We start from the raw sequence: 24,540 nt of genomic DNA on the forward strand, positions 1-24,540 counted from the left end.
AGCCTACGGCGTGCCCGTGGTCACCTCGTCGGCGGCCGGGGGCCGGGCCTTCGGGATGTACTTGCGGGCCAGGACGAAGCTCGCGATCACGACGATCAGGGCGGCCGAGTTCGCCTGCGTCAGCACGAAGACGTGCCCGTCGAAGTTGTAGCCGGTGGGCGCGGGACCGACCACCGCGAGCACCGCGCACAGGATGGTCGCGAGGGTGCGCACGCGTGTGTCCGCCGCCGCCACGGCCAGCGGCAACGCGGCCCAGAGCAGGTACCAGGGCTGCACGGTGGCGCCGAAGAGCAGCACCGCGCCGAGCGCGACGCCGAGCCCGACCAGCGGGCGCACCTTCCAGCGGAACGCGTCCCACAGCAGTTTGGCCGCGATCAGCGGGCCGAGCACTGTGCCGATCACGCGGGCGACGCCGATGGCCGCGTCGACGTGGTTGCCGAGCCCGAGCAGCAGCCCGATCCCGCCGGCGCCGAAGCCGAGCGACGTCGTCGGGGCCATCCAGCTCTTGATGCTGTTGGCGGTGTTGAGCGTGTTGACCCAGCCGTAGCCCAGGCCACTGCCCAGCGACACGGCGGTCAGCACGCCGAGGAAGATCACGCCCAGGCCGCCGGCGACGGCGAACAGCTGGCGCAGCTTCCCGCCGCGCCTTCGGGCGATCATCACGCCGAGGAAGCCCAGCGCCAGCGCGGCGGGGATCTTCACCGCGGCGCCGAGGGTAATGACGGTGGCGCCGATGGCGTACCAGCGCAGCTCGCCCGGCTGCCAGGGTGGGAACGGGCCTTCCGGCGTGGCCTTCGGCATCCGTTTGAGCGCCAGCTCGAAGCCGACCAGCATCAGGCCGATGGCCAGCGCCTCGTTGTGCACGCCGACGACCAGGTGGAACAGCACCAGCGGGTTGGCCGCGCCGAGCCACAGCGCGCTGGCCGGGTTGACCCCGAACCGGCGGGCCAGGCGGGGCAGGGCCCACACGATCAGCGCGAGCCCGAGCAGGGCGAGCACGCGGTGCAGCACGATGCCCGACACCACGTGCTCGTGGGTGAGCCTGCTGATCCACTTGCCGACGGTCAGGAAGAGCGGCCCGTAGGGCGAGGGCGTGTCCCGCCAGATGGTCGGCACGCCGACGGTCAGCGGGTCGTTGTCCGACAGCGCGGCGGCCGGTCCCAGCTTGTAGGGGTCGAGCCCGCGCGCGGCGATCTCGCTCTGGGCGAGGTAGCTGTAGACGTCGCGGGAGAACATGGGGACCACGAACACCAGCGGCGTGATCCACATCATGAGCGTGCGCGCGAGCTGCGGGATCGACACGATCCGCACCCGGCCGGGGGTGGCGAGCCGGCCCAGCGCGAGCCAGGCCAGGGTCAGCAGCCACATACCGAGGAACGCCAAGGTCAGCGACACGGTCGGCATGCGCGTGAGCAGGCCCAGCACCGGCAGGTGGACGACCGGGTTGAACACGGGGGCGGCGCCGGCGCCGAGCGAGCCGATCGCCAGCATCAGCGAGCCGACGGTGCCGAACCGGCGCACGACGTCGAGTTGCTTGCGTTCGGTGCGGTCGAGGGCACGCGGATCGGCGGCCGCACCGTCGGTGTCCGGCCCCCGGTCGCGCCGCCGGGATTCCCGGTGCGTCTCTCCCACCACCACGTGACGAAGGGTAGCGACCTCGAGGATCGGGTGAGTCGGATCACCCCGAAGCACCCCTGCCTTTGCCCCGGCGGCCGAAATAGGCAACACTTGTGTTGTGAAAAAGACCGGGCTCGAGGTTCCAGGGTCGGCGGACGCCGTACCCGGGCCCCGTCATGCCGGTCCCACCGGTCATGCCGGTCACGCCACCGACGGCCGCACCAGGGACGCGGTGGCCCGGCTCGTGCTCGAACAGGGTCCCATCACGGCCGCGGCGGTGGCCGACGAGCTGGGCATCAGCCCGGCCGCGGTGCGCAGGCACCTCGACGCGCTGCTCGCCGAAGGCCAGGCCTACACCCGCGAGGCGCCCCGGCGCGGCCAGCGCGGTCGCGGCCGGCCCGCGCGGCTCTACCTGCTCACCGAGCAGGGCAGGGCGTTGTTCGGACACGCCTACGACGACATCGCGATCGCGGCGATCCGGTTCCTCGACGAGCACGGCGGCCCGGATGCGGTCCGCCGGTTCGCCGAAGCCCGCGTGGGGTCCATTGTCGACCGTCACCGCGGCGCTGTGACCTCGAAGAAGGATCCCGCCGAGCGCGCCGAGGCCCTCGCCCTGGCGCTGACCCGCGAGGGATACGCTGCCTCGACCCGCCGGGTCGGGGCGGGCGAGCAGCTCTGCCAGCACCACTGCCCGGTCGCGCACGTGGCGGCCGAGTTCCCCCAGCTGTGCGAGGCCGAGACCGCGGTGTTCGCGGAACTGCTCGGCACGCACGTGCAGCGCCTGGCGACCATCGCGCGCGGCGACGCCGCGTGCACCACACACCTGCCGGTACCACCTTCCGGGGCGGCGCCGTTGGACATCCAGATTCACGAGAACGGAGGGACGCCCGAATGACTGCCGCTGCGGAGCAGCACACCACCACGCCGCTCAGCCAGGAAGAGACGCTGGCCACCCTCGGCCGGTACGAGTACGGCTGGGCGGACAGCGACACCGCGGGTGCGAGCGCTCGGCGCGGCCTCAACGAGGACGTCGTCCGGGACATCTCGGCCAAGAAGAACGAGCCGGAGTGGATGCTCGAGGCCCGCCTGAAGGGCCTGAAGCTCTTCCAGCGCAAGCCCATGCCGAACTGGGGTGCCGACCTGTCCGGCATCGACTTCGACAACATCAAGTACTTCGTGCGCTCCACCGAGAAGCAGGCCGCTTCCTGGGAGGACCTGCCCGACGACATCAAGAACACCTACGACAAGCTGGGCATCCCCGAGGCCGAGAAGGCCCGGCTGGTGTCCGGGGTCGCGGCCCAGTACGAGTCCGAGGTCGTCTACCACAAGATCCGTGAGGACCTCGAGGAGCAGGGTGTCATCTTCCTCGACACCGACTCGGGTCTGCGGGAGCACCCGGAGCTGTTCGAGGAGTACTTCGGCTCGGTGATCCCCGCCGGGGACAACAAGTTCTCCGCGCTGAACGCGGCCGTGTGGTCCGGTGGGTCGTTCATCTACGTGCCCAAGGGCGTGCACGTGGACATCCCGCTGCAGGCCTACTTCCGGATCAACACCGAGAACATGGGCCAGTTCGAGCGGACCCTGATCATCGTCGACGAGGGCGCGTACGTGCACTACGTCGAGGGCTGCACCGCGCCGATCTACTCGTCGGACTCGCTGCACTCCGCGGTGGTCGAGATCATCGTGAAGAAGGGCGGCCGCTGCCGCTACACGACCATCCAGAACTGGTCGAACAACGTCTACAACCTGGTCACCAAGCGCGCCAAGGCCGAAGAGGGCGCGACCATGGAGTGGGTCGACGGCAACATCGGCTCCAAGGTCACCATGAAGTACCCGTCGGTGTTCCTGATGGGTGAGCACGCCAAGGGCGAGGTCCTCTCCATCGCCTTCGCCGGCGAGGGCCAGCACCAGGACGCGGGCGCCAAGATGGAGCACCTCGCGCCGCACACCTCCTCGACGATCGTGTCGAAGTCGGTGGCGCGCGGCGGTGGCCGCACCTCCTACCGCGGGCTGGTCAAGGTCGCGAAGCGGGCGCACCACTCGCGTTCCACGGTGAAGTGCGACGCGCTGCTGGTCGACACGATCAGCCGCAGCGACACCTACCCGTACGTGGACATCCGCACCGACGACGTGTCGATGGGCCACGAGGCCACGGTGTCCAAGGTCAGCGAGGACCAGCTCTTCTACCTGATGTCGCGCGGCCTCACCGAGGACGAGGCGATGGCGATGATCGTGCGCGGGTTCGTCGAGCCCATCGCGCGCGAGCTGCCCATGGAGTACGCGCTGGAACTGAACCGGCTGATCGAGCTGCAGATGGAAGGAGCCGTCGGCTAAATGACGGTCGCAGAACAGACACCGCACAGCCACGGTGTCGTGGTCCCGGACGCCTCGAGGGCGGAGTGGTTCACGTCCTTCGACGTCGACGCCTTCGAGGTTCCCTCCGGCCGCGAGGAGATCTGGCGCTTCACGCCGATGAAGCGCCTGCGCGGTCTGCACACCGGCGTCGAGGCGACCGGCACGGCACGAGTGGACGTTGCCGCCGCGCCCGAGGCCACGGTGGAAACCGTTGGCCGCGACGACAAGCGGCTCGGCACCGCGGGTACGCCCGCGGACCGGATCGCGGCGCAGGCGTGGTCGTCGTTCATGCAGGCGACCGTGATCACGGTGCCGAAGCAGACCAAGGCCTCCGCGCACACCACGGTCACCGTGACCGGGCCAGGCGCGGACAAGGTCGCCTACGGGCACCTGCAGGTGCGCCTCGAGCAGTTCGCCGAGGCCGTCGTGGTCATCGACCACCGCGGCAGCGGCGTCTACGCCGACAACGTCGAGTTCGTGGTCGGCGACGGCGCGAAGCTCACCGTGGTCGTCATCCAGGACTGGGCCGACGACGCCGTGCACGTCTCCGCGCACCACAACAAGCTCGGCCGTGACGCCACCCTCAAGCACTTCGCGGTGACGCTGGGCGGCGACCTGGTCCGGCTGACCCCGACGGTCACCTACGGCGGTGCGGGCGGCAACGCCGAACTGCTCGGCCTGTACTTCGCCGACGCGGGCCAGCACCTGGAGCACCGCACGTTCGTCGACCACGCGCAGCCCCACTGCACGTCCGACGTGACGTACAAGGGAGCGCTGCAGGGCGAGGACGCGCACACCGTGTGGATCGGCGACGTGCTGATCCGCGCGGCGGCCGAGGGCACGCAGACCTTCGAGCTCAACCGGAACCTGGTGCTCACCGAGGGCGCCCGCGCCGACTCGGTGCCGAACCTGGAGATCGAGACCGGCGAGATCGCCGGCGCCGGGCACGCCAGCGCCACCGGTCGCTTCGACGACGAGCAGCTGTTCTACCTGCAGGCTCGCGGCATCCCGGAGCAGGCGGCGCGCCGCCTGGTCGTGCGCGGGTTCTTCCACGAGCTGCTCGCCAAGATCGAGGTGCCGGAGCTGCGCGAGCGGCTCGAGGCGGCGATCGAGGTCGAGCTGGAAGCCGTCGGGGTCTGACGTGGAGCGCGCCTGTTCGCTGACCGAGCTCGACGACCGCAAGCCGTTCGCGGTCGAGCTCGGTGACGTCCCCGTCGTGCTGGTGCGCAACGGGGACGAGGTGCACGCGCTGCGCGACGAGTGCTCGCACGCGTCGCTGAACCTGTCCGAGGGCGAAGTGGGGCGCAAGGGCATCGAGTGCTGGCTGCACGGCTCGTGCTTCGACCTGCGCACCGGGCAGCCCTCCTCGCTGCCCGCGACCGAACCGGTGGACGTGTTTGCCGTGTCCATCGTGGACGGTGACGTGTACGTCGACACCACCCCGATCAACAACTGACTTTTCGCACCACCACTGGAGAAACGAAGCAGAGATGGCCACGCTGGAGATCAAGGACCTGCACGTCTCGGTGAACACCGACGAGGGCAAGAAGGAAATCCTCAAGGGTGTCGACCTGACCATCAAGCCGGGCGAGACGCACGCGATCATGGGCCCGAACGGGTCGGGCAAGTCGACCCTGTCCTACGCGATCGCCGGGCACCCCAAGTACGAGGTGACCTCCGGTGAGGTGCTGCTCGACGGCGAGAACGTGCTCGACATGACCGTCGACGAGCGCGCCCGCGCGGGCCTCTTCCTCGCCATGCAGTACCCCGTCGAGGTGCCGGGCGTGTCCATGTCCAACTTCCTGCGCACCGCGGCCACCGCCGTGCGTGGCGAGGCGCCGAAGCTGCGGACCTGGGTCAAGGAGGTCAAGGGCGCGATGAGCGACCTCGACATCGACCCGGCGTTCGCCGAGCGCAGCGTCAACGAGGGCTTCTCCGGCGGTGAGAAGAAGCGCCACGAGATCCTGCAGCTCTCGCTGCTCAAGCCGAAGATCGCGATCCTCGACGAGACCGACTCCGGCCTCGACGTCGACGCGCTGCGCGTGGTGTCCGAGGGCGTGAACCGCTACAAGGCGGACAACGAGGTCGGCGTCATGCTGATCACGCACTACACCCGGATCCTGAGCCACATCGCGCCCGACTTCGTGCACGTGTTCGCCGGTGGCCGCATCGTCGAGTCCGGCGGTCCGGAGCTCGCGAACGTGCTCGAGTCCGAGGGTTACGTGAAGTACACCGGCAAGCAGGAAGAGGCCAGCGCCGTCTGACGTTGGAACTGGTGAGCGAGCGGAGGCACGATGACGGACGGTCTTGACGTGGCCGCGTTGCGCGCGGACTTCCCGATCCTCGGGCGGACCGTGCGCGACGGCAAACGGCTGGTGTACCTCGACTCGGGCGCGACTTCGCAGCGCCCGCGCCAGGTGCTCGACGCCGAACGGGAGTTCCTGGAGCAGCACAACGCCGCCGTGCACCGCGGCGCGCACCAGCTCGCCGAGGAGGCCGACGAGGCCTACGAGGGCGCGCGGTCGCGGCTGGCCGAGTTCGTCGGCGTGGACGCGGGTGAACTGGTCTTCACCAAGAACGCCACCGAGGGCATCAACCTGGTCGCCTACGCCCTGGGCAACGCGGCCACCGCGGGGCCCGAGGCGCACCGGTTCGTCGTCGGCGAGGGCGACGAGATCGTGGTGACCGAGATGGAGCACCACGCGAACCTGGTGCCCTGGCAGGAGTTGTGCAAGCGGACCGGCGCGAAGCTGCGCTGGTTCGGCGTGACCGACGACGGCCGGCTCGACCTGTCCAACTTGGATGACCTGGTCACCGAGCGGACCAAGGTCGTCGCGATCACCCAGCAGTCCAATGTGGTCGGCACGGTGAATCCGGTGGCGCGGATCGCCGCGCGGGGCCGGGAAGTCGGCGCACTGTCCATCGCGGACTCGTGCCAGTCGGTGCCGCACTCCAAAGTGGATCTCCGGTCGCTCGGCGTGGACTTCGCGGTGTTCTCCGGGCACAAGATGCTGGGTCCGTCCGGGGTCGGCGTGCTCTACGGGCGGCGAGAGCTGCTGGAGACCATGCCGCCGTTCCTGACCGGCGGTTCCATGATCGAGTCCGTGTTCATGGACCACACGACGTTCGCCGCGCCGCCGCAGCGCTTCGAGGCGGGCTCGCCGATGAGCTCGCAGGCGGTGGGGCTGGGCGCGGCCGTGGACTACCTGTCCGTGGTCGGCATGGACCGGGTCGCCGAGCACGAGCACAGCCTGACCGAGGCGGCGCTGCGCGGGCTCGCCGAGATCCCGGGCGTGCGGGTCATCGGCCCGACCGAGGCCGTCGACCGCGGTGGCGCCGTGTCGTTCGTGATCGACGGCATCCACCCGCACGACGCGGGCCAGGTGCTCGACGACGAGGGCATCGCCGTGCGCGTGGGGCACCACTGCGCGTGGCCGCTGCACCGGCGCTTCGGTGTGCCGGCCACCGTGCGTGCGAGCTTCTACCTGTACAACGACCTGGATGACGTGGCGAGCCTGCTGGACGGCATCAGGACGGCGCAGAAGTTCTTCAGGGTGGGATGATGCAGCTGCAGCAGATGTACCAGGAGATCATCCTGGACCACTACAAGAACCCGCACCGGCGCGGCCTGCGTGAGCCGTTCGACGCGGAGTCGTTCCAGGTCAACCCGACCTGCGGCGACGAGGTGACGTTGCGGGTGAAGGTGTCCGGCGACACCGTCGAGGACGTGTCCTACGAGGGGCAGGGCTGCTCGATCAGCCAGGCGTCGACGTCGGTGCTGACCGACCTCGTCGTCGGCGGCAGCGTCGACAAGGCACTGTCCACGATGGACGCGTTCATCGAGCTGATGCAGGGGCGCGGCCAGGTGGAGCCGGACGAGGACGTGCTCGAGGACGGCATCGCGTTCGCTGGTGTCGCCAAGTACCCGGCGCGGGTGAAGTGCGCGCTGCTCGGCTGGATGGCGTTCAAGGACGCCGTCGCCAAGTCCGGTGGCTCGACCGAGGGAGCTTCTTGATGAGCGAGGAAGACGTGCAGCGGGGCGCGGCAGGCATGCCCGAGCCCGCGCCGAAGGCTGATGTGGCCACGATCGACGACGTCGAAGAGGCCATGCGGGACGTGGTCGACCCCGAGTTGGGCATCAACGTGGTCGACCTCGGCCTGGTCTACGACATCCGCGTCGAGCAGGACAACACGGCGATCATCGACATGACGCTGACGTCGGCGGCCTGCCCGCTGACCGACGTGATCGAGGACCAGACCAAGGCCGCGTTGGTGAACGGTCCCGGCGGTGGCCTGGTCGGCGACTTCAAGATCAACTGGGTCTGGATGCCGCCGTGGGGTCCGGAGAAGATCACCGATGACGGGCGCGAGCAGCTGCGCGCGCTCGGCTTCACCGTCTGATTTTGCTCGGATCGATCCTGGCTTCGGTGGCGGCGGGTACGCCGCCGCCCGCCGACGGCTCGGTGACCGTGGTGGCGCCGCCCGACTCCGCGTCGGTCGGCGTTTTCGCGTTCACGGCGCACCACGTGGTCGCCGCCGATGTCGATCCTTCGTGGGTTTCGTCGGTGCTGCCGCCAGGAGACCTTGGCGCGCCGATGAAGTCGTCGTTCCTGAGCGCGTTGGGCGCGCGGATGGATCGGGTCGCCGAGAGCCTCGATGTCGTGTTGGTCGGCATCGGCACCGGCGTGCCGACCGGCGGCCTGACCCCGTTCACCGGCTCGCACTCGCGGGCCATGGTGCACCACCGGGTCGGAGTTCGCATGTGGACGGTCGAAGGCGGATTTCTGTTGCTCGGCAGGGGAGTCGCCGGTCGCCACGAGGTGGCCGTCGAGGTGGGGACGCCTGGGCATGGGCTCGGTCGGGGTCTCTTCGCCGCCGCACTCGGTGAGGTGCCGGTCGGCACCTCAGTGTGGGCGCAGGTCGCGCCGGGGAATGCGGCTTCGTTGCGGGCTTTGCTCGCTGCCGGGTACCGGCCGGTCGGGGCCGAGGTGTTGTTGGTCTGATGTCTCCTACGCGTGCCGAACTGCTGGCGGCCAGTGATCGTCTGCTGCCGGATGTGATCGCTCCTGGGCTCGATGTCCTGTTCTGCGGGATCAACCCCGGGTTGTACTCGGCGTGGAGCGGGCACCACTTCGCGCGGCCGGGCAACCGGTTCTGGCCGGCCCTGCACGGATCCGGGTTCACGCCTCGGTTGCTGCATCCGTCCGAGCAGGATGTGCTGCCGTCGCTGGGTCTCGGCATCACCAACGTGGTCCCTCGCGCCAGCGCCCGCGCCGATGAGCTGACCGCGGCGGAGTTGACCGCGGGCGGCGTTCGCCTGCGCTCGCTCGTCGCCGAGTACCGGCCGCGGGTGCTGGCCGTGCTCGGGGTTACCGCGTTCCGCGATGCCTTCGCCGCCCGAGACGCCGTGGTCGGTCGGCAGCCGTCGTCGCTGGGCGCGACGGTGGTGTGGGTGCTGCCCAATCCCAGCGGGTTGAACGCCCACTACCAGTTGCCCGCGCTGATCCAGAAGTTCGCCGAGTTGCGGGCATCGCTGGGCGCCAACGGGTAGGCGCTCACCCCTGCCAGGTGTTGCACGCCGACAGCGTGCGTGAGCTGAACCCCTTGTCCAGCCAGCTCCCCGCGTCCGCTGGTGCCGGTTCGCCGGTGGTGATGCGTTCGCGGATCTCGTTGGTGATGTTGCTGTCCACCGCGCCCTTGCCCGACATGGCGCCGGAAGCGATGCCGGCCAGGCAGATGGCCTGGTCGTTGTAGCGGCGGTCCAGGTCGTCGGCGTCCGCGCCGGGTTGGGACCGCGCCGCCTTGTACAGCTCGGTCATGCCGTTGGCGTCCTGCAGCGCGTGGCCGTACTCCCGCAGGAAGGTGCCGAAGTACTTGCCGGGGTAGCGGCCGTTGCCTTGGACGTCACGCAGGTACGCCGGTGTCATGTAGACGGTTCCCTGGCATTCGGTCGACGGGTCGCTGGGGCCGATCTTGCCGCACGACGTCTGCACCGCGCTGCCCTGGACCGTCACCAGGTTCACCGCCGCCGTGGGGATGCCGGCACCTGGCAGGGTCGCGCCCCACGCGTTGTCCGCGCACTTCTTGGCCGCCTGGAAGAACTGCGCCTGCTTGGCGTCCGGCAGGTCGAAGCGGGGCAGCGCACATGTCGATGGAGACATGGTCGCGCCCGAGGTCGAGAGTGGCGCCTGTGCGAGCGCTTGCGCCGGGTCGTCCACTGTGGACGTGGTCGTGGTGGGCTCGGGTGTGGTTGTCGTGACCGGTTCCTGGGTGTCGGACGTGAAGGTCGGGACCTGGGGTGCCGTGGTCTGCGGCGGCGGGGCGGCGGTGGTCGCGTTGTGCCGCAGCGTGAAGAACGCCGCGACGCCGAGCAAGGCGATCACCAGGACGATCGCCAAGGCGATCAGGACGTGCTTGCCCACCGGCTCCAGCTGATCAGGCGGGGTGGCGCGCTGCTGCTCCTCCCACGTCGGTTGCTGCTGCGGTTGCTGCCACACCGTGGTCGGTTCTGAAGGCGGACCAAGCCACTGCGTCGCGCCGGTGTCGACGCGCTGGGTCGGTTCGTCCGACGTGAACCGGGTCGGATCCTGCCAGGATGGATCTTCTGGTGTTGTCATCGTCCCTCGCGCTCGGCACCCGGTCGGCCGCTCCACTGTAAGGCCGCGTGGCTCAGTCAGCGACCAACTCGAGCCAGCGACCAACTGCAGCCGGCCGCGCGGTCGTCCTGCCTGAAGCATCGGTGGCTTGGGGCCTGTCGTTGCCGTCGAGCGGCGAGCAGTGCGTCAGCGACCACCTGCCAGCTGTTCGTGACCGCCGTAGGGCTGTGCGCGGAACACGGCGAACAACAGCCGCAACCCGATCAGCGCGCTGATCACCAGCAGGTTGTAGCCGAAGAGCTGGTGCAGGCCGAGCGTCTCGGTCACCCGCGGACCGCCGCCGCTGTTCATCAGCAGCACGGCCATGATGCCGGTCGTCGCGCCGATGAAGGCCAGCAACACCTGGTGCAGCATGCCGGTGATCATGCGCCGGTCGCGTTCGTCGGCGAGCAGGCGGACGTTCAGCGACAGCCGGCCCTGTTCGGCGGCCGCGGCGATGCGGTCGAGGCGGCGGGGGAGCCTGCGCACCACGGGGAGCAGGCCGGTCAGCTCGTCGACCAGCGTGCGGCGGACCGACTCCGGGCGCACCGCGTCGACAACGGCCGCCGAGGTGTAGGAACGGCACTCCGCGACCAGGTCGAAGCTCGGCAGGATGCGTGTGAGGGTGCCCTCCAGCGTGGTCAGCGCCCGGAACACCGCGGCGAGCGCGGGTGGCACGCCCAGGCCGAAGCGGGTCACCAGCCGGACCAGGTCGGCGACCATGGCCGTGCCCGCGCGCCGGTCGCCGGTGAAGTGGCGGGCGAGCACGTCGCCCAGGGCCCGTTCCAGCCGCAGCTCGTCCAGGTCGTCCGGGCGGTCCAGGACGTCCAGCAGGGCGTCGCGCAGGTCGGCCGGATCGCCGCGGTCCAGCGCCAGGAAGAGCTGGCGCAAGCCGGCCCGGGCCGCCACGTCCAGCCGGCCGACGCTGCCGAAGTCGAGCATGCCGAGCCCGCCCGCGGCCAGCACCAGCACGTTGCCCGGGTGCGGGTCGGCGTGGAAGACGCCCTGGTCGAGCAGCTGGCGCAGCATGCCGTGCAGCAGCGTGCGGGCGTTCTCGGGCGCGGGGGCCGCGGCCGGGGCGCTCAGCGGCACGCCGTCGAGCCGCTCCAGCACCAGTACGCGCTCGGTGGTCAGCTCCTCGAAGATCGCCGGCACCCGCAGGCCGTCCGTGGACCTGAAGGCGGCGAGGTTTCCCGCTTCGGTCCGGAAGTCCAGCTCCTCCGCCAGCGACGCGGCGAACCCGTCGGCGAGCTGGCGCACGCCCAGCGCGCGGGCCCACCTGGTGCGGGCCTGCAGCGTCGTCGCGACCCTGGCGATGATGTCCAGATCGCGGGCCACCACGGTGCGCGCGCCCGGCCGCTGCACCTTCACCACGACCTGTGCGCCGCACCGCAGCGTCGCCCGGTGCACCTGGGCGATCGACGCCGCGGCCAGCGGAACCGGGTCGAAGGAGGCGAACACGTCGGCGGGCAGCTCCTGCGCGAGCACCTGCTCGATCTCGGCGACCGGCACCGGCGCCACCGCCGCCTGCAGCTTGCCCAGTTCATCGGCGAACACGTCGGGCAGCAGGTCGCGGCGGGTGGCGAGCACCTGGCCCAGCTTCACGAACGTCGGGCCGCCCTCCTCGAGCGCGAGCCGCAGCGACCGTGCCAGCCGCGCCGAGCCGTGCTGCCGCCGCCCGCGCAGCGCCGGCCCGAGGCCGTGGCGCACCGCGATCCGCATGATCTGCCCGTAGCGGCGTGAGCGGACGAACCGGCCCCGCAGCGACCGCACGAACGAGAACGCCGACGTGCGGGACGCGGCCGGCCGGACGATCTCCGCGACGAGCAGGAAGGCGGCCGCGGTCAGCAACGTGATGCCGGTCAGCGGCAGCAGGAGCGCGAGGGCGGTGCCCGCCTCGTTCTGCTTCGGCTGCGGTAACACCCGGCCCACGGCACCGCTCACCAGCCAGCCGAGCACCGCGCCGAGCGCGGCCCGCACCAGCGTGACCTGGACGCCCAGCAACCGGCGCGCGGCGGCGACGATGACGCCGACCATCAGCAGGGTCAGCGGGAGGGCCAGCAGGGGCAACAGCACGGAGGACGACATGGCGAGAAGCTTCCCGCCGAACCGGGTGACGGCACCTCCCGCGCGGGGCTGATCTTGCCCACCGCGCCTCCCCCTCAGGAGGGAGGCGCAAGACCCCGCCGCGGCGGGAGGCGGTCGCGGTGCCCCCTTTGCCACAATCGGTCCGTGTCCGCGAGCCGCCTGATCGCGCTGGTGTTCGGTCCTCTGACCGACCCCAGCACGTACCGCCGATGGGTCTACCTGATCCTCGGCGGCGCGCTGTTCGTGCCGTTCGTGTTGATCGGCATGGTGGTGGTGCCGACGATCCTGCCCGCGTCGACGCCGTCGAACGGGTGGTTCTGGCTGATCGCCCTGGTCGCGGTGCTCGGCGCGCTGGTGGGGTGCGCGTTCGTGCCCGCGTTGGCGCCCGCGGTGCGCGTCGTCGAGGTCACGGCGGTGCGTGAGCTGCTCACCGACCGGGTTCCTGCCGGGTCGAAGCCCCTGCGCAGCCGCTGCGCGCGCTGGTTCGTGGCGCACCTGCTGCTCGGCGCGGTGATCAGCCTGATCACGTTGGTCGTGCCCGCGTGGGTCGTGCTGGCGTTCCTGGCCCCGTTCCGCGGGTCGATCGCGCTCTTCGGGCTCAGCCTGCGCATCCCGGTCGGCTGGGCGTCGGCGTGGGTGCCGCTCGTCGGGCTCCTGTCGTTCGTCGCGTTGGCGCACCTGGTGCTCGCCATCAGCGTCGTGCTCGAGCGGCTCGCGCCGCGGTGGCTCGGGCCGAGCCCGCGGGAGCGGCTGCTCGCGATGAAGCGCCAGAACGACGAGTTGCAGGAGCGCAACCGCCTCGCGCGCGAACTGCACGATTCGGTGGGCCACGCGCTGAGCGTCGTGACCGTCCAGGCCGGGGCCGCCCGCAAGGTGCTCGCGAACGATCCCGAGTTCGCCGAGCGGGCGCTGAACGCGATCGAGGAGTCGGCTCGGGTCGCGTTGGAGGACCTGGACTACGTGCTGGGTGTCTTGCGTTCGGGGGTCGAGCACCCGCACGCTCCGCCGAGCACGCTGCGGCAGGTGCCCTTGCTGATCCTGCGCCTGGACCTGGCCGTCGCCCTCAGCATCCGGGGCGATCCCGACGCCGTACCGCCCGCGGTGTCCCGCGAGGCCTACCGGATCGTGCAGGAGTGCCTGACGAACGTGTTGCGCCACGCGGGCAACGTGCCGGTCGACCTCATCATCACGGTCGAACCGGATGAGCTGCGGATCGTGGTCGACAACCCGATCACCCGGCCGGCGCGGACGCGACCGGGCGGCGGTCGTGGCCTCGAGGGCATGCGGGAACGCGTGTTCATCCTGGGTGGAACGCTGAGCTGCCAGGCCGAGCCGGGGGATCGCTGGCGGGTCGAGGCGGGCATTCCCCTGCGGGCTGGCAGGCTTCGCCTATGACTGCCATCTCCGTTGTCCTCGTCGACGACGAGGAGCTGATCCGGGCGGGTCTGCGCGCGATCCTCGACGCGGAGCCGGACATCTCCGTTGTGGGACAAGCGGGTGACGGCTCCGAGGTGGCCGACCTGGTCGGCGCGGTGTCCCCGGATGTCGTGCTGATGGACGTCCGAATGCCCACTGTGGACGGTATCCAGGCGACCCGGCACCTGATAGGCACGATGAAGCGGCCGCCCGGCGTGATCGTGCTGACCACGTTCGAGAACGACGACTACGTCTACGACGCGTTGCGCGTGGGCGCGAGCGGCTTCCTGCTCAAGCGCGCCCGCCCCGAGGAGATCGTGCACGCCGTGCGCGTCGTGGCCCGCGGTGAGTCGCTGCTCTTCCCGGCCGCCATCCGCAAGCTCGTCACCGGCCAGCCCACCGGTGACCGTCTCGCGTCGGCGGGCCTGACCGAGCGCGAGTCCGAGGTGCTGCGCCTGGTGGCCGCCGGTCTGTCCAATGTGGAGATAGCGGAGAAGCTCGTGGTCGGGGTGCAGACGGTGAAGACCCACGTGGGCAATGTCCTGGCGAAGCTGGGTGCCCGCGACCGCACGCAGGCGGTGATCCTCGCCTACGAATCCGGGTTCATCGTCCCGAGCTGACCTGGCTTGCGCTGCGCTCACACGACGGCAGACGTCCGGCCGATCCACCGCTCCCGCCACGCGAGCTGGATGCTGATCGCCCGCGACGGCACGTGGGTGGCGACGAGCCGCGCGGCGACCTCTCGTTGGGCCCACGGGCAGAGCAGGCTCAACGCGGGTGGCACCTGGGTCCGGTCTTCCGGCTTGTCCAGGTGCTCGGCCAGCGCCACCGCGATCTTCGCCCGGCCCCGCTGCCTGCCGCCGGGCAACGCCCGCACACGCAGGTAGTCCAGCCGCACGGAAACGACCCGGTCGTCCGACCCGAGCAACCGCATGGTCGCCTCGGGCACGTCGCCCGCCTCGGTCGGCACCTCCCACGAGAGCCACAGTGGACGGTGCACGGGCTCGACGTCCTCGGCCAGCGGGATCGGGCCGGTCACCAGCACCTGGTAGCCCGCGGCCTCTTCGTCGCCGGGTCTGCGGTGCTGGTCGTGCACCTGCTGGCGCGGCGTGAGCCCGCAGTCGCGCGCCACCAGCCCGAGGCCCACGTCCACCGGGCACACGCCGTCCTCGCTCGACGAGCTGCGGTGCCGCCGGGCGGGCGCCATCGGCACGACGAGGTTGATGAACGCCAGCTGCTGCAACGACGCCTCCGACACCGCGAGGATGCCGACGTTGCGGGCGGCCAGGTCCGACACGATCGCCGCCGTCGACCCGACCCGCGCGGGACCCACGAAAGTCAGCAGCCGCACGGTGTCGGGCACGCCGTCGGCCGCCCAGGAGAACAACTCCCGCTTGCGCTGCTCGTAACGCTCGGCGTCCATGCTGAGCACCGTCCACCACTCGCCGCGCACCTTGCCGAAGCGCCGGTCGGAGAGCTGCAGGCCCATCCCGAGCTCGGCGGCGAGCTCGGCGATCTCACCGATCACGTGGTGGCGTTTGTCCGGGTCCTCGAAGCCGGCGAGCATCCGCACCGCCAACGCGTTCGCGGTCCGCGGCGCCTCGCCCGACCCGTCGTGGCGGTAGCGGCGGGGAGCGTCGCGGAACGACGACACCGGCGACTGCAGGAACAGCACCGGCACCCCGGCGGCGTGCGTCGCCGCGGTCATGGCCTGGTACGCCCGGGCCAGCATGAGCGTGTCGCGGTAGTCCGCGCGCCAGCGGTCGTGGCTGATGGTCAGCAGGATCTCCGAGCCGCGTGCGGTGTCATAGAGGAAGTCCAGGTTGATCGCGACGGTGCCGGAGTAGATCCGGGTGTTGTCCTCGGGCGTGCGCACCCGGCGCACCGTCGCGCCGCCCGGCGGCAGGGTCGGCAGCCGCGAGGGCCACGTGTGCAGCCGGAACCCCAGGTCCGCCAGGTAGAACGACAGCGTCTCAGTGGCGATGCCGTGCTCCTCGCCGGGCGGGGCGATCGCCGTCGAGCCCGCGCCCGAGCCGAAGTGCGTGACGGTGAACGACACCGCGGGGCTGCCCGCCGTGGCGACCCGCGCCGCGGCGGCCGCGAGGGCGGGGTAGTGGCGGTTCACCTCAGGCATCGTCGTGACCCATCGTCGAGAACTCCACCGCGCACTGCCGCAGCTTGCGTGGTCGCCGCTCGGTGACCTCGTCGATCAGCCAGCCCGGGCTCACCGTCCGCACCGGCACCCGGCCGAAGCGCCGCACGCGTTTGGCGATCCCGTCGGCCGCCATCACCAGCAGCGCCAGCAGAAGGATCACCAGGGCGATGCCGAACGCGGGGGCCAGGTTCGCCGCGCGCATCGTCGCCACCCACAACGCGAGCGCACCGGCAACGACCACGGAGCCGTAGGCGATGTAGCGCGGCAACAACCGCAGCCGGCCGAGCACCGCGCGGTAGGACGGAATGTCCAGGCGGGACAGCATGAGGCCGGGAACCAGCAGCAGCGTGGTCACGATCGCGTCCGCCGCCGGGAACGGCTGTCTGCCGTCCTGCGGGTTCAGCTGCCACAGCACGAGCCCGACGCCGAGCACGAGCAGCAGCACGGCCATCAGCAGGGTCGACACGTTCGTCGCCAGCGACGGCCGGTTGTCGGCCAGCGCGATGTAGACCGTGGCGGAGACCGGTTCGACCGGTTGCGTGTCGCCGCCGTAGGGCCGGCGCTGCCACCGGGTGTGACCGGCGTTCTCGCGTGGGTCGTTGTCGACGTAGATGTCCTTCTCCAGCTCCGCGGCCTCGACCTGGTCGGCGAGGTGTTCCAGCACGGCGGCCGGCATCGACGGTTCGAGCTTCGAGAAGTACCCGGTCTCGTAGCGTTCGGCGAACCGGGCGAGGCCGGTGACGACCCGCCGGTCGAGGTCGAGACCGGCCGGAGTGGTTGCCGGGGCGGGGAAGCGGGGCGAGCGCCGGCTCGTCGTGGCGTAGCACTGTCCGATGTAGACCTTGAAGGTCTCGAGGTCGCGGAAGCGTCGCCGGCCGAACTCGGCGAGGCGGGAGCCGATGCTCTGCAGCTCCAGTTCGAGCAGCTTCGGCGACACCGCCAGCAGCCGGTCGTACCGCCGGGCCACCGCCCGCATGTCCTCGACGAGCGCGCGCCGCGCGGGCAGGTCGACGTCGCTGGTCAGGAAGAACCGGCTGATGTTGATCTCCGGCGGCACCTCGACGGTGACGTGGTAGGAGTCGACCGCCCGCGGGATCACCGTGCGGTAGCTGACGGTGAACTCGTGGTGGAAGGTCAGCCATCGGGCGAGCCGGTCGTTGGAGCGGGCGGGGATGACCGGCGCGTCGAAGGCGAGGAAGACCTGCGGGTGGTCGGTGGGCACCTCGACCACGAGCAGGTACTCCGTCGAGGCCATCGCGAGCAGGTGCAGCAGCGAGCTGTCCTGGGCGAAGAGCTCGCGGGCGGTGCATTCGGCGAGCGCGCGGATCGTGTCCGGCTCGGCGAGGCGTTGCTTGCTGCGCGACAGGATGGTGTCGCCGTCGGCGTGGTGCTCGACGCTGCCGGCCAGCTCGGGGCCCGAACGCAGGCCGCCGTTGTCGATCATGTTGGCGATGGTCGCCTCGATCAGCCAGCGCGATCGGTTGAGGTCGGCGCGGACGTGCTCGATCAGCCGGGTGCGGGGCGCGGAGTCGAGCAGCATCCGGAACGCCTTGCGCATGCCCTGCTTGATCGCCCGCGCGGCCTGCACCTGGGTGAGCCGCGGCATGACCTTGCCGACCGAGTCGCGCACGACGACCGGTGCGAGGTCGGTGCGGGCCTGCCGGGCGATCGGCAGCCAGATCGTCGTGGGCGGCCGTGTCGAGCCGATCGCGTCCGAACGCAGCGCCCGGCGCTGCTCGTCGGTGAGCGCGGCGAGGTTGACGTCGACGGTGACCGAGCGGGTCATGTGGGTGGAGTCGGCGAGCGCGAGCTTCTCCGACAGCCGCTCCACGTGGTCGCGGCGCAGGGCCAGTGCGAGCAGGTTCAGCCCGAGGGCCGCCTGGAACGCGTCGTGCGGCGGGGGCGCGGTCGGGATCGGCGTGTGCCGCAGGGCCGCGAGAAAGCTCTGCATCCGGTCAGGCGCCGAGCCGGTGCTCGTCGCCTCACCGTTCCTGGGTCCGCTCAACGGCCACATCAAGAGTTCTATCGCGCGGTGAGCGATTTTCGTTATCGGGCAAGGTCTCGTTTGACCGCCCACGACGACGATCCGAACAGCGCGGCCATCGCGGCGACGGTGCCGCGGACGTCCGTGCGACCCGACAGGTAGGCGTGCTGCAACTCGGCGGGCAGGGCGAAGAACGCGTCGAAGAAGTCCGGCAGGCGTGCGGGTGGCATCCGCAGCAACGCGCGCAAACCCTTGCGGCGCAAGGCGTGCACGAGGCGTGCCGACCGTGGCCACACCGTCTGCCGCACCGCGTGCCGGGCCGCGACCGGGCCACGGGGGAGGGCTTCGGCGATCGCGTCGGCCACGCTCGGCGCGAGGGTCAGGCTGGTGCCGACGCTGTACCCGGTCGCCGGGTGGATCAGGCCCGCCGCGGCGCCGAACGCCGGCCCGCGGGGCCGGGGCGCGTCGAGCGGGAACCGCACCCGCTCCTCGCCGAGGGCAGGGTCGAGGGCAAGCCCGCGCCGGGCCAGCCGCGCCCGCAAGTCCGCCAGCGCCATCCCCGGTCGTGCCGCCAGTGAGGTCTCCTCCACCAGCACGCGGTCGCCGACGGGCACGGCGTACAGGAACGTGCCGTCGCCGCCACGCCAGTCCATGAAGAGCGCCTTGCCCGGTGGCACCAGGTCGGCGGCGTCGGACACGTAGCCGCCCACGGCCGTCTGCTCGGCCGCGCCCCCTCCCGTGCCCCGTCCCGTGTCTCGTGCGGCGCCGGTCGCGTCGATCACCAGGGCCGCTGCGACCAACCGGCCCGAGGCCAGCTCGACCGTGCTGCCGAGTGGACCGTCGTGGCGCGCGGTCATCCGGTCGTCCAGGACGGCGATCGGGGCCGACGACAGCTTCCGCAGCGTGGCGTCGTTGTCGAGGATGGCGTAGCGCCGGTTCAGCGAGTGTTCCCGACGACCGAACGCGATCGCGTCGGACACCGTCTTCGCCACGGCGGGTCCGCACTCGTCGGCCCACACGCCGTAGGTCTGCCACCACACCCGCCGCGGCCGGGGCGCCACCAACGCGGTCCGGAGGCCACGATCAGCGCACGCGTGCGCGAGCGCCCAGCCGGCCGGGCCCGCGCCCGCGACCAGCACGTCTGCCACCTGCACGACGAAATCCCACCACACGGGTTACCGTCTGTCCCCATGGCACAGCAGGACGCCCGTGTGCACCGCCGCTCCGGCGACGCCGCCCCCGGTCCCGCCGACCTCGCGTCGACGCCGTTCCGGGTCGACCGCGACCGGATCGCCGTCTCGCCGTTCTTCGCCCGGCTCGGCGGCGTGACCCAGGTGGTCAGCGCGAGCGGGTCCGGCCTGCTGCACAACCGGCTCACCCACAGCATCAAGGTCGCGCAGGTGGCCCGGGCGATCGCCGAACGCATGGTCGCCGACCCCGACCTCGCGTCCACACTGGACAAACTGGGCGGCTGCGACCCGGACGTCGCCGAGGCCGCGGCGCTGGCCCACGACCTCGGGCACCCGCCGTTCGGCCACCTCGGCGAGCAGGTCCTCGACCGCCTGGCCCGGCACCGCTTCGCCCTGCCCGACGGCTTCGAGGGCAACGCCCAGAGCTTCCGCATCGTGACCACCACCGACACCAGGGGCCCGACGGCGGCCGGGCTCGACCTGACCGCGGCGGTGCGCGCGGCCATGCTCAAGTACCCGTGGACGCGCCGGGGCCACCCGGTGCCGCACCCCGGCGACATGCCCATCCCGCCGCGCGGTGCGGCCGAGCCGGCCGAAACGCCGGGTGTCGGCGCCGCCAAGTTCTCCGCCTACGTCACCGAACTGGACGACATGCGTGAGGCGCGGGCGCCGTTCGAGGGCGTGATCGCCGACTGGCAGCAGACCGTCGAGGCGTCGGTGATGGACACCGCGGACGACATCGCCTACGCCATCCACGACCTGGAGGACTTCCACCGGGTCTCGGTGCTGCAGCACGCGCCGGTGGCCGCCGAGCTCGGTCGCTGGGAGTCCGACCGGCGCGCGCTCGCCGCGCTCAGCGACGCGGAACTGGCCACCCGGCAACGCGTTCCGGGTGCTTCGCTGGAACGGCTGCGGCGCCGGCTGCAGGCCAAGGACGACTGGATCGCCACCGACGACGCGTTCGCTGCGGCCGTGTCCCGCGTGCGCGAGTCCCTTGTGGACGGTCTGCTCGCCGTGCCGTTCGACGGTTCCGTCGAAGCCGAGCAGGCGGTCGCCGGGTTCAGTGCGCAGTGGACGGCGCGGCTGGTGCAGGACATCGGCCTGCTGACCGACCCGCCGACCCGCTCCGGGCACGTCGTGCTCGCCGCGCAGCAGTGGCACGAGGTGCAGGTGCTGAAGTTCGTGCACCGCCGCTTCGTGTTGCTGCGCCCCGATCTCGCGCTGCACCAACGTGGTCAGGCGCGGCTGCTCACCGCGTTGGTCGAGGCGCTCGAGCAGTGGCTCGGCGACCGCTACGAGGTGAGCCGGCTACCCCGTCGGCTGCACGACCTGGTGGAACTCGCGTCCGCCGAGTACGCGGGCCTGCTGGCCGACGAACCCGAGGTGCTGACCGCGCCGAGCGGCGAACGGCCGTCCGGACCGGACGCCGTGCGTGCCCTGGCCCGGGGCCGGGCGGTGATCGACTTCGTCGCGTCGCTCACGGACGGTCAGGCATCGATCCTGCTGGACGCGTTGTCCGGCCGTTCGGCGCAACCCTGGTCGGACACCTTCGTCCTGTGACGCGCACGAACAGCGCAAACCGGGTCAAAACTGGTAAATGCGAATGTTTCGCATTGGTAAGAGTTCGTCCGATTGGGCGCTGTGGGCGAAACATCCTGACCATAGGTTTGCGCGGCCGGGGGGCAACCACGACCCCGGCAACGGTGGGCGTGAGTCGGGGCACGCACTGAGGCGGGAGGCCCCGTGCGTAAACCCGTTCGACCTACGAGCAGCCGGATGGTGGTGGCCAGTGCCACCTGCCTGCTCGTCACCCTCGGCTTCGTGACTCCGGCCAGTGCCGCGGAGCCGGACGCAGGCATGCAGAGTTCGGCGATCACCAACGCCGGCAACCAGATCAGCGCCTTGCAGGCGTTGAAGAAGAACGAGACCAAGACCGACGCCAAGATCGACAGCAAGCTGCTCGTCGCGGCGAAGTCGTCGACCGACCGGTCGGTCGCCGCGGTGTTGCCGCGCTTGGGCAACAACGCCGCCCAGGTGTCCACAAAGGGCACCGTGTCGGTCGACATCCGCGCCACCAAGGTCACCAAGGGTCTGCTCAACGCGCTGGCGAAGTCGGGTGCCGCGGTCCACGTGGTCTCCGAGCACTTCGCGTCGATCCGCGCGGACGTGCCGCTGACCGCCCTGCAGTCGCTCGCCGCCCGCGCCGACGTCAAGCACGTCGAGGCCGCTGACGGCGCGATGACCGACCACGCGACGCCCAAGGCGGCCGACGGCAAGGCCGCGCCCGCCGAGACCAAGGAGGCCCGCGACGCCCGGATCGCCGCGGCGGCGAGGCAAGCCGCCGCGACCCCGCGCGCCGGTGCGATCACCAGCGAGGGCGATCGCACGCACAATGCCGACACCGTGCGTGCGCACCCCGGCGTCACCGGCGTCGGCGTGAAGATCTGCGCGTTGTCCGACGGCGTCGACTCGCTGGCCGCATCCGAGGCATCCGGCGAGCTCTCCCACGTCGACGTGCTGCCCGGCCAGGCCGGCGAAGGCGACGAGGGCACCGCGATGCTGGAGATCATCCACGACGTCGCACCCGGTGCGGCGCTCGGCTTCGCCACCGCGTTCGAGTCCGACGCGGGCTTCGCCGACAACATCCGCGCGCTGCGCTTCGACGCGCACTGCGACGTCATCGTCGACGACGTGGGCTACTTCAAGGAGTCCCCGTTCCAGGACTGGATCATCGCGCAGGCGGTCAACGACGTCACCGCCGACGGTGCCCAGTACTTCTCGTCGGCGGGCAACGAGGGCAACACCATCGACGGCACCGCCGGGCACTGGGAGGGCGACTTCGTCGACTCCGGCCAGTCGGTCGGCAAGTTCGCGGGCACCGCGCACGACTTCGACCCGGGCCCCGGCATCCAGATCTACGAGCCGATCTCCGACGACTCGTCGGCGAACGTGCCCGTCACGCTGAACTGGTCGGACCCGCTGGGCGCGTCGAACAACGACTACGACCTGTACCTGCTCGACTCGCTGGGCAACGTCGTGTCGTTCAGCCAGGACGTCCAGAACGGCACCCAGGACCCCTACGAGCGGCTGAACACCCCGGGGTTCGGCGGTAGCGGGCTGCGCCTGGCGGTGGTGAAGTTCCGCGGCGCCGACCGCTACTTCTCGCTTTCCGCGCTGCGTGGCCGGTTCTCGGACTCCGCCGACGGTCTCAAGGCGTTCGTGACCCCGGGTGTGACCTTCGGCCACTCCGCGGCCAAGGACGCGTTCAGCGTCGCGGCGGCACCGGCCAGCGTGCCGCTGCCGTTCGACCTGGAGCCGGGTGACCCGGCGAACCCGGCGGGCCCGTACCCGAACGCGTTCTCGAAGACCTCGAAGCTCGAGCGGTTCACCTCCGACGGTCCGCGCCACATGTTCTACGCGGCCGACGGCACCCCGTACACGCCGGGCAACGTGTCGTCCAGCGGTGGTCAGGTACGGCAGAAGCCGGACATCACCGCGGCGGACGGCGTGCGCACCAGCGTCAGCGGTTTCGACCCGTTCTTCGGCACCTCGGCGGCGGCACCGCACGCGGCGGCCATCGCCGGGCTCGTGCTGTCGGGCAACCCCGGCATCTCGAGCGCGGAGCTGCGTGAGGCGTTCATCAACACCGCGATCGACCTGGCTCCCGCCGGCGTGGACCCGCGCAGCGGTCACGGCGTGGTGCTGGCCAACCGGGTGATCTCGTACACCGGGGCGAGCCCGCAGCCGCTTGTCCAGGCGGGGACGCCGACGATCGCCGCTAATGACGGCGGGCAGTACGTCGACCCGGGTGACACCGTCACCGTGACCCTGCCGGTCACCAACGTCGGTGACGCGAGCGCCGTGTCGACCAGCGTCGTGCTGACCTCCAGCACGCCGGGCGTGACGATCCAGCCACGCTCGCGCAACTACGGCACGGTGGCCAAGGGCGCGACGAAGACGAACACCTTCACCGTGGTCGTGCCGTCGACCCAGCCGGTGGGTGTGCCGGTGGTGCTGAACGCGAAGGTGTCGTTCGCGGGTGCGTTGTCGCCGACGACGCAGAGCTTCCCGATCCCGATCGGGCGGCCCGATCCGGTGACGCACGACTTCGCGTACTCCGGTGCGCCGGTGGCGATCCCGGACAACAGCAACGTCGGCGCGAGCGTGACCATCCCGGTCAGCGGCATCGGCAGGCCGTCGAAGCTGACGTTCTCCATCGACGGCACCGCCTGCAGCACCGACACGGGCAGCACGACGGTGGGCATCGACCACACCTACGTGGGCGACCTGGTCGGCGAACTCACCGCGCCGGACGGCACCACCGCAACGCTGTTCTCCCAGGAAGGCAGTGGTGGCAACAACCTCTGCCAGGTCGTCTTCGACGACGCGGCGGCGAACCCGTTCTCCTCGGTGACCTCGGGCCGGGCACCGTTCACCGGCACCTGGCGGCCGCAGGACGCCCTGGCCGGCCTGGAGAACGGCTCGGCGGACGGCACGTGGACGTTCAAGATCACGGACGTCGCGGCCGGCGACTCCGGCTCGATCCGTGCGGTTTCGTTGCACATCAACGGTTTCGTGACCGCTTGACAGATATGTGAGACAACGGCGGGGCCGCTCCTGGTTGGGAGCGGCCCCGCTGTGTTTGGTTCGGTCAGTCGTTGGCGGGCAAGCGGCGCAGGATCTCAGCCATGCCCCCGCGAAGCTCGGCCATGCCCCCGCGGAGCTCAGTCAGTGCTTTGCTGTGCTCGGCAAGCACGGAGCTGTGCTCGTCGAGAGTCCTCGACTGCTGACTCTGCACCAACTTGACTTCGAGGATCTCCCCTCTCGTGTCGGTGACCATCTCGCCGAGGGCATTGATTTCCCCTCGGATCTTGAACAGTTGCCCGGTGTGTCGTTCGACGGTGTCGCGGATGCTCAAGGCGGTGGAGCCGATGGCTTCCAGGTCCTCTTCGCATCGACTCATCCGTCGCTCCAGCTTCGTGCTCATGTCGGGCAACGTACCGGCGAGACCGTACCTCTTCCGCGTGTCGCGGACCCCTTACGCCCGACCGAGCGAACGGGCCTCGACGCTAAGAGCGCGAAATCGCTTCTTAGGCCGGA

General features: G+C 70.9%; 21 protein-coding genes. 14 read left to right on the forward strand and 7 right to left on the reverse strand.

Translation table 11 applies throughout. The features are described from left to right. Positions 1 to 3: 3 nt before the first annotated feature. Positions 4 to 1,638: a polyprenol phosphomannose-dependent alpha 1,6 mannosyltransferase MptB gene (gene mptB / locus EV186_RS34345; RefSeq protein ID WP_133853659.1), complete on the reverse strand. Its 1,635-nt coding sequence runs from the start codon at positions 1,636 to 1,638 to the stop codon at positions 4 to 6. A gap of 97 nt (positions 1,639 to 1,735) precedes the next feature. On the opposite strand from mptB, the gene EV186_RS34350 reads away from it, so the two are divergent. The 10 genes from EV186_RS34350 to mug are packed head-to-tail and all read left to right on the forward strand — an operon-like array spanning position 1,736 to position 9,523. Beyond that, positions 1,736 to 2,512: a helix-turn-helix transcriptional regulator gene (locus EV186_RS34350; RefSeq protein ID WP_133853660.1), complete on the forward strand. Its 777-nt coding sequence runs from the start codon at positions 1,736 to 1,738 to the stop codon at positions 2,510 to 2,512. Then, a complete protein-coding gene (sufB, locus tag EV186_RS34355; RefSeq protein WP_133853661.1) occupies positions 2,509 to 3,951 on the forward strand; it encodes a Fe-S cluster assembly protein SufB in 1,443 nt (480 codons plus the stop codon). Before EV186_RS34350 ends, sufB begins: the two co-directional genes overlap by 4 nt. Then, positions 3,952 to 5,112: a Fe-S cluster assembly protein SufD gene (sufD, locus tag EV186_RS34360; protein ID WP_133853662.1), complete on the forward strand. Its 1,161-nt coding sequence runs from the start codon at positions 3,952 to 3,954 to the stop codon at positions 5,110 to 5,112. A gap of 1 nt (position 5,113) precedes the next feature. Then, positions 5,114 to 5,428: a non-heme iron oxygenase ferredoxin subunit gene (locus EV186_RS34365; protein WP_133853663.1), complete on the forward strand. Its 315-nt coding sequence runs from the start codon at positions 5,114 to 5,116 to the stop codon at positions 5,426 to 5,428. A gap of 34 nt (positions 5,429 to 5,462) precedes the next feature. Further along, positions 5,463 to 6,236, forward strand: coding sequence for a Fe-S cluster assembly ATPase SufC (sufC, locus tag EV186_RS34370; RefSeq protein WP_133853664.1), 774 nt, complete (start codon positions 5,463 to 5,465; stop codon positions 6,234 to 6,236). A 30-nt stretch (positions 6,237 to 6,266) separates the two neighbouring features. After that, positions 6,267 to 7,535, forward strand: a complete 1,269-nt coding sequence (locus EV186_RS34375) for a cysteine desulfurase (protein ID WP_133853665.1) — start codon at positions 6,267 to 6,269, stop codon at positions 7,533 to 7,535. Further along, complete coding sequence (gene sufU, locus EV186_RS34380) at positions 7,535 to 7,987, forward strand: Fe-S cluster assembly sulfur transfer protein SufU (protein ID WP_133853802.1); 453 nt, start codon at positions 7,535 to 7,537, stop codon at positions 7,985 to 7,987. The genes EV186_RS34375 and sufU overlap by 1 nt, the downstream gene beginning before the upstream one ends. Next, a complete protein-coding gene (locus EV186_RS34385; RefSeq protein WP_133853666.1) occupies positions 7,987 to 8,373 on the forward strand; it encodes a metal-sulfur cluster assembly factor in 387 nt (128 codons plus the stop codon). Before sufU ends, EV186_RS34385 begins: the two co-directional genes overlap by 1 nt. Positions 8,374 to 8,375: 2 nt before the next feature. Next, entirely contained in the window at positions 8,376 to 8,975 is a 600-nt protein-coding gene (locus EV186_RS34390; protein ID WP_208115923.1) for an N-acetyltransferase, read from the forward strand. Then, positions 8,975 to 9,523: a G/U mismatch-specific DNA glycosylase gene (mug, locus tag EV186_RS34395; RefSeq protein ID WP_133853668.1), complete on the forward strand. Its 549-nt coding sequence runs from the start codon at positions 8,975 to 8,977 to the stop codon at positions 9,521 to 9,523. The genes EV186_RS34390 and mug overlap by 1 nt, the downstream gene beginning before the upstream one ends. A gap of 4 nt (positions 9,524 to 9,527) precedes the next feature. Here mug and EV186_RS34400 read toward each other — a convergent pair whose 3' ends face one another. Both EV186_RS34400 and EV186_RS34405 read right to left on the reverse strand, forming a co-directional pair. Continuing rightward, positions 9,528 to 10,589 (reverse strand): neutral zinc metallopeptidase, encoded by a 1,062-nt coding sequence (locus EV186_RS34400; protein ID WP_133853669.1) that lies wholly within the window; start codon positions 10,587 to 10,589, stop codon positions 9,528 to 9,530. A gap of 165 nt (positions 10,590 to 10,754) precedes the next feature. Next, complete coding sequence (locus EV186_RS34405) at positions 10,755 to 12,695, reverse strand: ABC1 kinase family protein (RefSeq protein WP_133853670.1); 1,941 nt, start codon at positions 12,693 to 12,695, stop codon at positions 10,755 to 10,757. Between the two features lie 144 nt (positions 12,696 to 12,839). On the opposite strand from EV186_RS34405, the gene EV186_RS34410 reads away from it, so the two are divergent. Together EV186_RS34410 and EV186_RS34415 are read left to right on the forward strand one after the other, a co-directional pair. Beyond that, complete coding sequence (locus EV186_RS34410; protein ID WP_243754448.1) at positions 12,840 to 14,090, forward strand: sensor histidine kinase; 1,251 nt, start codon at positions 12,840 to 12,842, stop codon at positions 14,088 to 14,090. Further along, positions 14,087 to 14,731 carry a response regulator gene (locus EV186_RS34415; RefSeq protein WP_133853671.1) on the forward strand — a complete coding sequence of 215 codons (645 nt, stop codon included), beginning with the start codon at positions 14,087 to 14,089 and terminating at the stop codon, positions 14,729 to 14,731. The genes EV186_RS34410 and EV186_RS34415 overlap by 4 nt, the downstream gene beginning before the upstream one ends. Before the next feature lie 17 nt (positions 14,732 to 14,748). On the opposite strand, the gene EV186_RS34420 is transcribed toward EV186_RS34415, so the two are convergent. The 3 genes from EV186_RS34420 to EV186_RS34430 are packed head-to-tail and all read right to left on the reverse strand — an operon-like array spanning position 14,749 to position 19,404. Further along, the gene (locus EV186_RS34420) at positions 14,749 to 16,245 is read right to left on the reverse strand and encodes a hypothetical protein (protein ID WP_133853672.1); all 1,497 of its coding nucleotides are present in this window, start codon (positions 16,243 to 16,245) and stop codon (positions 14,749 to 14,751) included. Continuing rightward, positions 16,238 to 18,271 (reverse strand): hypothetical protein, encoded by a 2,034-nt coding sequence (locus EV186_RS34425; protein WP_133853673.1) that lies wholly within the window; start codon positions 18,269 to 18,271, stop codon positions 16,238 to 16,240. The genes EV186_RS34420 and EV186_RS34425 overlap by 8 nt, the downstream gene beginning before the upstream one ends. Before the next feature lie 41 nt (positions 18,272 to 18,312). Continuing rightward, positions 18,313 to 19,404 carry a lycopene cyclase family protein gene (locus EV186_RS34430; RefSeq protein ID WP_341815956.1) on the reverse strand — a complete coding sequence of 364 codons (1,092 nt, stop codon included), beginning with the start codon at positions 19,402 to 19,404 and terminating at the stop codon, positions 18,313 to 18,315. A 36-nt stretch (positions 19,405 to 19,440) separates the two neighbouring features. On the opposite strand from EV186_RS34430, the gene EV186_RS34435 reads away from it, so the two are divergent. After that, positions 19,441 to 21,000, forward strand: a complete 1,560-nt coding sequence (locus EV186_RS34435) for a deoxyguanosinetriphosphate triphosphohydrolase family protein (protein ID WP_133853674.1) — start codon at positions 19,441 to 19,443, stop codon at positions 20,998 to 21,000. A gap of 216 nt (positions 21,001 to 21,216) precedes the next feature. Further along, complete coding sequence (locus EV186_RS34440) at positions 21,217 to 24,027, forward strand: S8 family serine peptidase (RefSeq protein WP_133853805.1); 2,811 nt, start codon at positions 21,217 to 21,219, stop codon at positions 24,025 to 24,027. 64 nt (positions 24,028 to 24,091) lie between these two features. Here EV186_RS34440 and EV186_RS34445 read toward each other — a convergent pair whose 3' ends face one another. Continuing rightward, positions 24,092 to 24,427 (reverse strand): hypothetical protein, encoded by a 336-nt coding sequence (locus tag EV186_RS34445; protein WP_133853675.1) that lies wholly within the window; start codon positions 24,425 to 24,427, stop codon positions 24,092 to 24,094. Positions 24,428 to 24,540: the final 113 nt, after the last annotated feature.

The organism is Labedaea rhizosphaerae (assembly GCF_004362825.1).
Classification (GTDB): Bacteria; Actinomycetota; Actinomycetes; order Mycobacteriales; family Pseudonocardiaceae; genus Labedaea; species Labedaea rhizosphaerae.

What these genes read in the sequence shown, in the direction of transcription:
- EV186_RS34445 (WP_133853675.1), bottom strand. Translation starts at nt 24,427, where the DNA reads ATGAGCACGAAGCTGGAGCGACGGATGAGTCGATGCGAAGAGGACCTG.
- sufC (WP_133853664.1), top strand. Translation starts at nt 5,463, where the DNA reads ATGGCCACGCTGGAGATCAAGGACCTGCACGTCTCGGTGAACACCGAC.
- sufD (WP_133853662.1), top strand. Translation starts at nt 3,952, where the DNA reads ATGACGGTCGCAGAACAGACACCGCACAGCCACGGTGTCGTGGTCCCG.
- EV186_RS34420 (WP_133853672.1), bottom strand. Translation starts at nt 16,245, where the DNA reads ATGCCTGAGGTGAACCGCCACTACCCCGCCCTCGCGGCCGCCGCGGCG.
- EV186_RS34405 (WP_133853670.1), bottom strand. Translation starts at nt 12,695, where the DNA reads ATGTCGTCCTCCGTGCTGTTGCCCCTGCTGGCCCTCCCGCTGACCCTG.
- mug (WP_133853668.1), top strand. Translation starts at nt 8,975, where the DNA reads ATGTCTCCTACGCGTGCCGAACTGCTGGCGGCCAGTGATCGTCTGCTG.
- sufU (WP_133853802.1), top strand. Translation starts at nt 7,535, where the DNA reads ATGCAGCTGCAGCAGATGTACCAGGAGATCATCCTGGACCACTACAAG.
- EV186_RS34385 (WP_133853666.1), top strand. Translation starts at nt 7,987, where the DNA reads ATGAGCGAGGAAGACGTGCAGCGGGGCGCGGCAGGCATGCCCGAGCCC.
- EV186_RS34415 (WP_133853671.1), top strand. Translation starts at nt 14,087, where the DNA reads ATGACTGCCATCTCCGTTGTCCTCGTCGACGACGAGGAGCTGATCCGG.
- EV186_RS34400 (WP_133853669.1), bottom strand. Translation starts at nt 10,589, where the DNA reads ATGACAACACCAGAAGATCCATCCTGGCAGGATCCGACCCGGTTCACG.
- sufB (WP_133853661.1), top strand. Translation starts at nt 2,509, where the DNA reads ATGACTGCCGCTGCGGAGCAGCACACCACCACGCCGCTCAGCCAGGAA.
- EV186_RS34375 (WP_133853665.1), top strand. Translation starts at nt 6,267, where the DNA reads ATGACGGACGGTCTTGACGTGGCCGCGTTGCGCGCGGACTTCCCGATC.
- EV186_RS34440 (WP_133853805.1), top strand. Translation starts at nt 21,217, where the DNA reads ATGGTGGTGGCCAGTGCCACCTGCCTGCTCGTCACCCTCGGCTTCGTG.
- EV186_RS34435 (WP_133853674.1), top strand. Translation starts at nt 19,441, where the DNA reads ATGGCACAGCAGGACGCCCGTGTGCACCGCCGCTCCGGCGACGCCGCC.